The following is an 11470-nucleotide window of genomic DNA, read 5'->3' as shown; positions in this document are numbered from 1 at the left end:
ACGAGAACAGAAAGAGAACAAAAAAGGACTTAAGGCAAGAAAATTATCGAAGGTACTCTTGCCAAGAGTCTTAGGAGGCTAGGTTAGACCACGACTTTTGGCATTTCAGGAACATCTCTGACAAAACCAGATTTCTAATAAAGGGTATAAAACCGGTATTAGATTAAATTCAGATTATATATTTAATACCGGTAATATAATTAATTCCGGTATTAATAATAATCTTCTTATTTTTGTTTGCTGTAGGAGCGCCACATAATTTCGATCAGCGCGCCTTGCGTGATGCCTAGACGCTCGGCCTCACCGGCTATCGCGTCCCCAATCTCTGGCATGATTTTGGGGTGAATCTGATAGGTTCTAGGGCTGGGCTTCCGACCAGGCTTACGTCGCGGGGTGCGATCTAAGAAGCCATGAGCCTCCCCTACAGCATCCACTATCTTAGTTTGCTGCACGCTTTCGTCTTTCGGACGTGCCCGTAGTCCAGCAAGTCTATTTGAGCCGGTCATATACAGCCTCCGCAAAACCCCTTGCGTTTTCTAGGGCCTTGTCCACTTTTCCGCCTGTCGTCATCTCTTTATTTTCGAGCATTGATGTCAAATCGCCCCCATAGGCAAATAGCTCAGAAAAGGCTGCCCTGGAGACTAATGACGGTTGTATGAGGTCGATGCCTTCCGATTTGAGCTGGCTTTCAAGATCTTTCTGAACGCGACTTTTTATCGCGGCACTTGTTTTTGTAAGCACCACAGCATGACGGATCGTTCTTCCGAGAGCATCCTCTTCTTCTCTTACGAGAGCCAAGGCTTCCGAACCAATCTCAGCGTCCAATGCTGTTGCCTGCATCGGTACAATCACTAGGTCAGCCTGAGATATGGCGCGACTGACAAGTTGTGAAGCAACACCTTCAAGATCAACTATGACGATTTTTCCGTCGCCATCTGCTCTTTTGATTGTCTGAACAATTTCGGATCGGCCCACGTCTGATACGAGGCGAATGCCAGATGGGATGCTTCGAGAAGCCCAACGTGTAAGCGAGTGGTTTGGATCGCAATCCAGAACCGTAACTTCGGCGTGCATTCGCGCAAACTCTGTAGCCAAGAGCACGGCACAGGTTGATTTTCCTACTCCCCCCTTGGGACTAGCCATCACAATTACGGGCATCAATCTCTCCAGATTAATACAATAACCGGTATTAAATAAGTCACCGGAATCGTTTCGGTAATCTGTAATATATGCATTACCAGAAATAAATCAATAACCTAAATTAATTCTATGACCGGAAATATATAACAAACCGGGAAAATACCTGAAAATCTAAAATCGGTAGTTCATAGCGGTTTAGAGGATGGCAGCATGGAAGGATTGAAAGAAAGCGCTGACTGGGAGTCACTCTTTTGATTGTCTGAACAATTTCGGACCGGCCGACGTCTGATACGAGGCGAATGCCAGATAGGATGCTTCGAGAAGCCCAACGTGTAAGCGAGTGGCTTGGGTCGCAATCCAGAACCGTAACTTCGGCGTTCATTCGCGCAAACTCTGTAGCCAAGAGCACGGCACAGGTTGATTTTCCTACCCCCCTTTGGGACGAGCCATCACAATTACAGGCATCAGTCTCTCTAGGTTAATATAATAACCGGTATTGAATGAAATACCGGAATTGTTTCCATAATCTGTAATATATCTATAACCGGCAATATATGACAAACCAGAATAACACCGGAAAAAATTGGTAATGGATCGTAGTTTTGATGGTGGCAGAAATGAAAAGATTGAAGGAAAGCGTAATAGAAGAAAGGGCTGGCTGGAAGCTGCCCAGCCCGCAACAGGTGGGTCAACGCGTGTCCTCGCCATGCTCGCCGGCTGCGCCGTCTGCGCGTGGCTGCGGGCCGCGTTGATCCTGCCGCTGCGCGGCACTGTTGCAGTCTGAACAGCCCCCAGCCGGACGCGACGATGTTCAAAAACCAGAAATGGATCGAGCATCATGCGCCGTCATTATCTTCCTTACGTCCCAACACCACGCGGTCGGCCGCCCATGCGGTGGACCGATACGCAGGAGCCGGTGTCCTGCCGCAAGTGCAATGAGCACTGGGCTGGCGGTGATCCGGCTCTGACGATCCCGTGTACGGGCTGCAACGCGCCAGCCCATGAGCCCTGCCGTCGCAGTGCGGGCGGTAATGAGCGGGTCTGCGCGTGCCGGGATGAGGCAGCGACCCAGCTTGGACTCCTCTCACGCTGCGAAGGCCTGAGCTGGGGCAACCGGCATGTGAAGCCGCTTCTCCTGCGTGACGCTCCGATCGCCAGTGCTCTGATGTGCCGCTCTGTCCGGACAGGTGCCCCGGTCAGCAGGTTCGTGTCATGACACCGGATCTGACGTCGTATGACAGCATCATCGTGGCCGTATCGGGCGGAAAAGACGGCATTGCCTGTCTCCTTGCCCTCCTTGAAGCCGGTGCCTCGAAGGGCCGCCTGGAACTATGGCACCACGAGGTGGACGGGCAGGGGCCATCCTTCATGGACTGGCCCTCCACCTCGCCCTATGTGAGCGCGCTGGCGCGGGACTTTCGCCTGCCGCTCTATCGCTCCTGGCGCGAGGGCGGCTTCGAGCGGGAGATGCTCCGCAAGGATGCACCGACAGCCCCTGTTCTTTTCGAAAGCCCTGAGGGTCTGATCCGCGCAGACGGGCAGGGGCCGAACGGGACGCGCCTGCGATTTCCCCAGGTCTCCGCCAGCCTGACGACGCGCTGGTGCTCCAGTGTCACCAAGATCGACGTCGCCGACCGCGCGCTACGCGGCCAGGACCGCTTCCTGCACCGCCGCACGCTGTTCGTAACGGGCGAGCGTGCCGGGGAAAGCCCAAACCGTGCCCGCTATGCCGTCTTTGAGCCGCACTGCACGGATACGCGGCACGGCACGCGACGTCGCCGTCATGTCGATCACTGGCGGCCGGTCCACCAGTGGAGCGAGGCGCAGGTCTGGAACAGCCTGAAACGCTGGAAGGTGATGCCGGCGCTGCCATACCGCATCGGCTTCTCCAGACTGTCCTGTGCCACCTGTATTTTTGGCGATGTGCGGCAGTTTGCAACGATCCGCTGGCTCGATCCGGCCCGCTTTGACCGTCTCGTGCAGTACGAGCAGCAGTTCGGCTGCACGATCAAGCGCACCGTGTCGCTGGAGCAGCTCGCCGAGCAGGGCAGGCCGTATGCCGCCGCCCTGGCAGCGCCCGAGCTGGCCCGCGTGTGCCTCTCGTCGCGTCCGATCCCGACTGTCTTCACACCAGCCTGGGAGATCCCGGCCGGAGCGTTCGGGCAGGGCGGGGGGCCAGCCTGAAAAAAAGAAGAAAAAACAGAAGGTTGGAAAAAGAAGAAGAGGGGAGGGGGGCAGCACAGGCCAGCCCGCCCCGCAAGAGGTGGGTCCGTCCGTGTCCTCGCTGCGCTGCGGGCCGGGCGGTCCCGACGCTGCGCGTCGCTCTGGCAGGCCGCACTGTCCTGCGCTCGCCGGAGAGGGTCAGGAAAGGAAATAAAGACAATGTCAGACACCCTCGAACGCCCCGCACAGGCGCACGCCTTCGATCTGAAACAGGCCCACGAAGAGGGCTGGACGATCCTCGAAGGCTGCGGACCCGACAATGACGAGACGCATCTGGTGGGTCTGCATTGCAGCGATCCGCAGGCCTGGTGGCGCGTGGCGAGGAAGGCAGGCGAGGGTTCGACCTACCACCGCGAGGCGCTGGCCCGCCTCTCCGAGAACGAGCGCGAGCAGATCCGCCTGCGCTTTGGTCCCCTCTGACGCCGCGCTGATCCGGGAGGCCTGACGCCTCTTTCCCTGAACTGATCCTGTTTTCCGGCCCCCCGGTCTGCCCCTGCGCAGCACCGGGCGCTGCCGCTTGTCCGGAGTTTTCCCATGTCCACGTCCCAACTGAGCTTCTTCGACACCTCAGCACTCGGCGGCAGCCAGTCTAATCTCTACTGGGGCGATCTTCCCGGAGACCGCGCCCTTGAGGAAGCCGCCGCTGCGGTCCTACAGGCGACACAGGCCCCGGCTCCGATCCCCGCCGTCCTGCCGAAGGTGGATTTCGTCCTGAGCGGAACGCGTGGCCTCGCCCAGGGCTGGAAAGAGCGCGCCCGCGACAATCTGGCAGCGATTCGCCTTCTGGCCACACTGGAAGCGGAAGACCGCAACGCCAGCGCGGAAGAGCAGGCCGTGCTTGCCCGCTTTACGGGGTTCGGGGCCGGAGAGCTGGCCAACAGCCTGTTCCCGCGTGCCGGAGAGACCTTTCGTGCCGGGTGGGAAGAGATTGGCAGCCAGCTTGAGGCACTGAGCAGCCAGCAGGAGCGGGCCGGTCTGGCACGGGCCACGCAGTACGCCCACTACACGCCCGAGCTGATTGTTCATGCGATGTGGGATCTGGTGGCTCAGATGGGGTTCCGGGGCGGCCGTGCGCTGGAACCAGGCTGTGGCACCGGACTCTTCATGGCGAGCGTGCCCCCGAAGCTGGCCCCGAAAACCGCTTGGACCGCGATCGAGAACGACCCGCTGACGGCCCGCATCACGCGCAAGCTGTTTCCGAACCAGTGGGTCCGCGCTGAAGATTTCACGACAGCCAAGCTTGCGGAACGCTACGATCTGGTGATCGGCAACCCGCCGTTCAGCAACCGTACGGTCCGGGGCACGGATGAGCTGGGACGCCTTGGCCTGTCCCTGCATGATTATTTCATCGCCCGGTCCATCTCCCGTCTGCGTCCCGGAGCCGTGGTGATGTTCGTGACGTCGCGATGGACGATGGACAAGTCCGATGCCGGCGCGCGGCGGACGATCTTCGAGACGGCCGATTTCGTTGGCGGCGCACGTCTGCCAGCCGGGGCCATGCGCGACGATGCCGGAACCGATGTTGTGGTGGACGTGCTCGTGTTCCGCCGTCGCGCACCGGGAGAGGATGCGGGCGATGCGACCTGGCTGGACGTGGCGGCGCTGGAGGACACCGATCAGGGCGAAGGCCCGTTGCGGATCAACCGCTATTTCGCGGAAAACGGCCAGCAGGTTCTCGGTCGGCACGACTGGACGAGCGGTCAGTTCGGCCCGGAATACACCTGCAGGGCCAACCCGCTCCAGATGCTGGACGAGGCCCTGCCGCTCGCCCTCGGCCGTCTTTCTTCGCTGGCCCGCTTCCCGGCCCCGCAGACGCTCGATGTTGCGACGGTGCAGGATAACCACGCCGCCGAGGTCGGAACGGCCGCTGACGGTGCCCTGCTGAAAGAGGGCAGTTATCTGCTGCACAAAGGCGTGCTGCACCAGATCATCGACGGCGAAACCGTGCTGGTGAAGGTGAAGAAAGGCGAGCAGAAGGAAGGGATCTTCCAGAAGCACGCGGCCATCATCAAGGGCCTGATTCCGGTAAGGGACGCGGCCCGTCTGGTGCTGCGCGCCCAGGTGGAAAACCTGCCCTACAGCGCGCATCAGGCGGATCTGAAGCGCGCGTATCAGGCGTTCAGCCGTCAGTTCGGGCCGATCAACCTCACGAACACCACGACACGGGTGGATGAGGAGACGGGAGAGGAGAAATCCACACAGCGTCGTCCGAACCTTCAGCCGTTCTATGACGATCCGGATGTGTGGCTGGTCAGCTCGATCGAGGAGTATGACGAGAAGAGCCAGACCGGCCGTCCGGGACCGATCTTCAGCGAGCGCGTGATTCAGGCCCCGTCCGAGCCCGAGGTTCACGGCGCTCATGACGCGCTGGCGGTCTCCCTGCACGAGACAGGCGGCGTGGATGTCGAGCGCATGGCGGAGCTTCTGGGCCGTCCCGGTGAAGAAGTGCTCGCCGAACTCGGATCCTCGGTCTTTCTCGACCCGATCCGCAGCACAGGCGACCGTGAGGTCTGGGTGACGGCAGACGAAGCCCTGTCAGGCGCGGTCCGCACCAAGCTGGCGCAGGCCCGGGAGGCTGCCGAGCGCGACCGACGCTATCTGCGCAATGTCGCCGCCCTTGAAGAGGTGCAGCCCGAAGACCTGCGCCCGTCCGACATTACGGCCCGTCTGGGAGCCCCATGGATCCCGGTGCCGGATGTTGAGGCCTTTGTTGCAGAGGTCATGGGGGTTCGCACGACCATTCACCATACGCTGGAGGTGGCGACCTGGAGCGTGGACAAGAGCGGGTTTTCCGGCAAGGTCGAGGCCACCTCGGTCTGGGGGACGCAGCGCCGTCATGCCGGGGATCTGCTGGACGATGCGCTCAATCAGGCCAGCCCGAAAATCTGGGACACCTGGCGCGATGTGAACGGCGAACACCGTGAGCTGAACACGAAGGAGACGGAGGCGGCCAAGGAGAAGTTGGCCGCAATCAAAACCGCGTTCGAGACATGGGTCTGGCAGGACACCGACCGCGCCGAGCGTTTGGTGCGGCTGTATAACGATGCGTTCAACAACCTTGTCCCGCGCACGTTCGACGGCTCTCACCTGAAACTGCCGGGAGCCAGCACGGCGATCAGCCTGCGCGACCATCAGAAGCGGGTGATCTGGCGGATCATCGCCAAGGGCAGCACCTACATGGCTCATGCGGTGGGGTCCGGGAAGACGTTCTCGATGTGCGCGGCAGTGATGGAGCAAAAGCGCCTCGGCCTGATTTCCAAGGGCATGATCGTGGTGCCCGGCCACTGCCTTGCGCAGATGGCGCGTGAGTTCATGATGCTCTACCCGAACGCCCAGATCCTCGTGGCGGACGAGACGAACTTCGTGAAGGACAAGCGCCAGCGGTTCCTGGCCCGGGCGGCCACGGGAAACTGGGACGCCATTGTCATCACGCATGACGCCTTCAAGTTCGTGCCGGTCGAGAGCGCGTTCGAGCAGGAGATGGTCGAGGACCAGATTGCCTCTTACGAAAGCCTTCTGGAGAATGTGAGCCGCGATGATCGACTGTCGCGCAAGCGCATCGAGCGCCTTAAGGAAGGGATGGAAGCCAAGCTGAAAGCCCTGTCCAGCCGCAAGGACGATCTCGTGCATCTCGGCGAGATCGGGGTGGACCAGATCCTCGTGGATGAGGCGCAGCAGTTCCGTAAACTGTCTTTCGGCACAAACCAGTCCGACCTGAAGGGGATCGACCCGAACGGCAGCCAGCGCGCCTGGGATCTGTTCGTCAAAACGCGCTACCTCGCCAGGCGCAATCCAGAGCGCGTGCTGGTCATGGCGTCAGGCTCGCCGATCACCAACACCCTGGGTGAGATGTTCTCGATCCAGCGCTTCATGGATCTGCCAGCCCTTGTCGAGCGTGGCCTGCACGAGTTCGACGCCTGGGCCGCAAGTTTTGGCGAGACCCGCACGGAGCTGGAGCTTCAGCCGAGCGGTCTTTACAAGCCGGTCACGCGCTTCTCGGAGTTCGTGAATGTCGCGGATCTGATGGCGATGTATCGCGACTTTGCCGACGTCGTGCAGCAGGACGACCTGCGACGCTACGTCAAACTGCCCGAGATTGCGGGCGGCAGGCGTGAGATCGTCGTGGCCGATAGCGGGGACGCCTTCCGCGAGTATCAGAAGACGCTCGCCGAGCGGATCAAGAGGATTGAAGAGCGCACGGGCAAGCCCCAGAAGGGCGACGACATCCTGCTGTCCGTCATCACTGATGCCCGGCACGCGGCGATCGACCTGCGTTTCGTGCGGAACTGGGCGGCGAATGACAACAGCAACAAGCTGAACGTCATGATCCGCAGGGTCTTTGAGATCTGGCAGAACACGTCCGCCAATCCCTACACCGACCCTGAGACGGGACGGCAGTACGAGCTGCCCGGTGCCACGCAGATGATCTTCTCGGATCTGGGCACGGAATCCGCGCTGGAGACACGCGGGTTCTCGGCCTATCGCTGGATCCGCGACGAGCTGATCCGCATGGGCGTGCCGCGCGACGAAATCGCCTTCATGCAGCACTACAAGAAGAGCACGGCCAAGCAGGCGCTCTTCCGCGACATGAACTCCGGGCGCAAGCGCATCCTGATCGGATCGTCCGCAACCATGGGAACGGGCGTGAACGCGCAGCAGCGCCTGATCGCCCTGCATCATCTCGACGTGCCCTGGCTGGTCTCGGACATCATCCAGCGCGAGGGGCGGATCGAGCGGCAGGGCAATCAGAACCCGGTGATCCAGCTTTACGCCTACGCCCTGAAAGGATCGGTGGATGCGACGAACTGGCAGATGCTGGAGCGCAAGCAGAAGTTCATCTGCCTTGCCATGTCCGGAGACCGGACGATCCGCCGTCTGGAAGACATGGGAGCAGAAGCCAACCAGTTCGCCATGGCGAAGGCGCTTGCGTCGGGTGATGAACGCCTGATGCAGAAGGCCGGACTGGAAGCCGAACTGGCCCGCCTGGAGCGCTTGCAGGCCGCGCATCACGACGATCAGTATAATGTCCGTCGTGCGATCGACCGTGCCGAGCGTGACCGTGAGACGGCGCAGGCCGTGATCCCGCGTCTTCAGAACGACATCGCACGGCGCGAGCCGACACGCGGTGAAGCGTTCCGTCTGGTGCGCAAGGACCGGGAGATGACCGAGCGTGAGAAGGCCGGTCAGTGGCTTCTCTCGCAGGCCCGTCTCGCCGCGAAGTCCGGGGAGAAAGGCAAGTGGACGCTCGGCACGATCGGCGGCTTCGAGATCCTGTGCGAGACCTGGCGCACCCGCTTTGACGGCGAGGAGACGTGGGACGCGACCCTCGGTCTTGTGCTGGACGGGCGGATCCTCGGCATGGATTTCGACCGCGAGACAAGCCCGGTCGGGCTGGTCAGCCGCATCGAGAACGCGCTGTTGCGGTTCGAGGCGGAACTGGCGGACGCGCGCCGTCAGGTGGAGGAAGCCGAGCGCAAGCTGCCCGGCTATCGCGCCCGCGTGGGTCTGGCGTTTCCGGAGGCGGCGCTGTTGCAGGAGAAGCGCGAAGCCATGGCGGCCCTTGAGGCGGATCTGGCAGCCGATACGCAGCGCCGGGAGGAAGCAGAAAAGGCTGAGGCAAAGGCCGCGCTCGTTCCTGAAACAGCGTGAAAAGAAGGGAGATAGTCAGCAATGGGGGGAGAGCTGAAAGTCTGCTTTCGAAGATCATATGGCGTCACGCGGAGAATCTCCTGCCTGAAAACTATTTTCCCAGTGTCCGACGGCTATAACCAGGCGGCACACCGACGATGCGTTTGTAAGCACGACTGAAAGCCGCCTGAGAGGTGTAACCCAAGCGCTCGGCGACCCTTTCAATAGACATTCTGTCGTAAGCGAGCCAGGTCCGGGCTATGCGCATTCGCAGCTCCCCGGCGTAACGCAAAGGCGCAACGCCGATCATCTCCTGAAATCGCCTTGCAAAAACAGAGCGCGAGAGACCGCTTTCCGCGGCCAGTTCCGCTACGGTCCAGTCGCGTCCGGGGTGACGATGCAGGGCAAGAATGGCGCGCGACAGTTTTGGCTCTCGCAGAGCCATCACAAAGGCGGAACTGTTGCCGCAGCCGCATTCCACCCAGCCCCGGACGATGACGGCCATCACGACATCTGCCAGACGCGCGAGAATGCCCGCATTTCCCATGCGTCCGGTACAGGCTTCCTGTTCCATGGCCGTTAAAATTGGCATGAGTTCGAGATAACGCTGGCTCGTGGCGTCAATCATCATGAGTTCGGGCATCAGGGGAACAAGTCCCTGAAGGCCACCAAGATCGAACTCCATGCAGCCACTGAAGAAAATCGTCTGGGGTGTGCCGCTGGAGCAGGTCACGGCACAGACGGTGTCGCTCAGGGCTATGATATCGCAGTGGTCGATATCCTGAACCAAAACTTGCGGATCGGAAAAAATCTTATGGGCACTTCCTTGCGGAAGGAACACTGCATTGCCCGCTGAGAGCGTCTGAAGCTCACCATTTTCGGTCAGAAATTCTGCCTTACCGGTCGCCAGGAAATGGAAATAGGCGCAACCGGGTTTTGCCTTGAAGGCAAACCCAAAAGAGGATGCGGCATGGATGCGGCGATATTGAATCCCGCGCAGACGCATCCCGAGAAGCAGTTCGTTCATGAGATCAGAGGATGGGGCGATCGGATCCAACAATAAAATATTCCGGGGTTTCGATCAAAGATTACAGATTATTAGACATAGATCGTCCCAGTTGTGCCGTCTAGCCTTGGGTTGTAACGGCAATTCCAAGGACGTTTTTCGTGAGTAAAGCATTATCAGAGCCCGCTGGTCCTGACATCGGCAGTACAACAGATGACAGGGAACCCACGTCTCCAGCATGGATGGCGGTCTTTTCGCTGGCCATGGGTGTTTTCGGGCTTTTGACAGCGGAATATCTACCCGCAAGCCTTTTGACACCCATCGCAGTGGGACTGGGTGTTTCAGAGGCTCTGGCAGGACAGGCCGTCACGGTAACGGCTGTGGTCGCCATGTTTTCCGGACTGCTGACGGCAAGCCTGACGCGGCGAGTCGATCGTCGCATTGTGCTGCTTGTCTTCAGTGTGCTGATGGTCGCGTCCAACCTGTTGGCCGCATTGTCATCCAGCCTCACCGTACTTCTCGCAATGCGGGTGCTGCTGGGCATTGCCCTGGGAGGGTTCTGGAGCATGGCAGCAGCCGTGGCGATGCGCCTTGTTCCAGCAGCACTCCTGCCACGGGCTCTTTCAATCATTTTCAGCGGGATATCGGTAGCGACTGTCGTGGCCGTGCCGCTCGGCAGTTATCTGGGGGGACTATATGGATGGCGAACGGCCTTTTTTGCGGCGGCGGCACTCGGCGTTCTGACACTGGCCTTCCAGTTTTTCACACTTCCGTCTCTGGAACCGACCAGCCCAGCCCGGTTGGGGACCATCCTGGATGTCTTGCGCAGACCCGGTATTGGCGTGGGGATGCTGTGCTGCACCCTTGTCCACACGGGTCAATACGCTCTGTTCACATATATCCGTCCGGTTCTGGAAAGTGTGATGGTGATCAATGTCAGCGGTCTGGCGCTGGTGTTATTGGCCTTTGGCGTAGCCAATTTCGTTGGAACCCTGATTGCAGGATGGGTACTGGAACGTAGTCTGCGCGCCACGCTCATCGTCATGCCAGTTCTGATTGGAGCAGCAGGTCTGGGGCTGATTTTCCTGCCTGCGGGAATAACAGGACAGGTTCTTCTGGTGATCCTGTGGGGGATGGCCTTTGGGGGCGTCCCGGTGGCATGGTCGAACTGGGTTGCGCATGCGGTTCCCGATCAGGCTGAAAGCGCAGGCGGGATGGTGGTTGTCTCTGTGCAGTCCGCCATTGCAGCGGGAGCTGCCGTCGGTGGTCTAATGTTCAGTATTGACGGTGTGGTCGGTGTGTTTGGGGTCGCCAGCGCGCTCCTTCTGTTTTCGGCTTTGCTGATCGCACTTCGAGTCAGGACAAACCCACATTCTGCAATCTGAAAAGAATACAAAAATAGATATTCAAATATCTGTCTGCTTTGCGGGTGCTACGTCAGCGTTTGCAACGTCCGACAAGAGGGCGGAAGCG

Annotated in this window: 8 protein-coding genes and 1 pseudogene; 6 read left to right on the top strand and 3 right to left on the bottom strand. The window is 60.0% G+C overall.

What is annotated here, in order from left to right; genetic code table 11:
• Positions 1-489: 489 nt before the first annotated feature.
• Positions 490-1158: a ParA family protein gene (locus tag HKD28_RS10430; RefSeq protein ID WP_194268073.1), complete on the bottom strand. Its 669-nt coding sequence runs from the start codon at positions 1156-1158 to the stop codon at positions 490-492.
• A 109-nt stretch (positions 1159-1267) separates the two neighbouring features.
• Positions 1268-1561: pseudogene (locus tag HKD28_RS16060) on the bottom strand (hypothetical protein); the annotation flags it as partial.
• A gap of 168 nt (positions 1562-1729) precedes the next feature.
• On the opposite strand from HKD28_RS16060, the gene HKD28_RS10420 reads away from it, so the two are divergent.
• The 5 genes from HKD28_RS10420 to HKD28_RS10400 all read left to right on the top strand — a co-directional run bounded on the left by HKD28_RS10420 (position 1730) and on the right by HKD28_RS10400 (position 9012).
• Positions 1730-1924 (top strand): hypothetical protein, encoded by a 195-nt coding sequence (locus HKD28_RS10420; protein ID WP_194268071.1) that lies wholly within the window; start codon positions 1730-1732, stop codon positions 1922-1924.
• A gap of 54 nt (positions 1925-1978) precedes the next feature.
• Positions 1979-2356, top strand: coding sequence for a hypothetical protein (locus HKD28_RS10415; RefSeq protein ID WP_149026842.1), 378 nt, complete (start codon positions 1979-1981; stop codon positions 2354-2356).
• Entirely contained in the window at positions 2353-3324 is a 972-nt protein-coding gene (locus HKD28_RS10410; RefSeq protein WP_194268070.1) for a phosphoadenosine phosphosulfate reductase domain-containing protein, read from the top strand. Before HKD28_RS10415 ends, HKD28_RS10410 begins: the two co-directional genes overlap by 4 nt.
• A 198-nt stretch (positions 3325-3522) precedes the next feature.
• Complete coding sequence (locus tag HKD28_RS10405; RefSeq protein WP_194268069.1) at positions 3523-3783, top strand: hypothetical protein; 261 nt, start codon at positions 3523-3525, stop codon at positions 3781-3783.
• 114 nt (positions 3784-3897) lie between these two features.
• Positions 3898-9012, top strand: coding sequence for a DEAD/DEAH box helicase family protein (locus HKD28_RS10400; protein ID WP_194268068.1), 5115 nt, complete (start codon positions 3898-3900; stop codon positions 9010-9012).
• A gap of 91 nt (positions 9013-9103) precedes the next feature.
• On the opposite strand, the gene HKD28_RS10395 is transcribed toward HKD28_RS10400, so the two are convergent.
• Entirely contained in the window at positions 9104-10048 is a 945-nt protein-coding gene (locus HKD28_RS10395; protein WP_194268067.1) for an AraC family transcriptional regulator, read from the bottom strand.
• Between the two features lie 110 nt (positions 10049-10158).
• On the opposite strand from HKD28_RS10395, the gene HKD28_RS10390 reads away from it, so the two are divergent.
• Positions 10159-11382, top strand: a complete 1224-nt coding sequence (locus tag HKD28_RS10390) for an MFS transporter (RefSeq protein WP_211570484.1) — start codon at positions 10159-10161, stop codon at positions 11380-11382.
• Positions 11383-11470 lie beyond the last annotated feature (88 nt).

Source organism: Gluconobacter cadivus, from assembly GCF_015244745.1.
In the GTDB taxonomy this organism is placed as follows: domain Bacteria; phylum Pseudomonadota; class Alphaproteobacteria; order Acetobacterales; family Acetobacteraceae; genus Gluconobacter; species Gluconobacter cadivus.
Note: the sequence above shows the minus strand (reverse complement) of the source record. Positions and strands in the feature narration are given on the sequence as shown.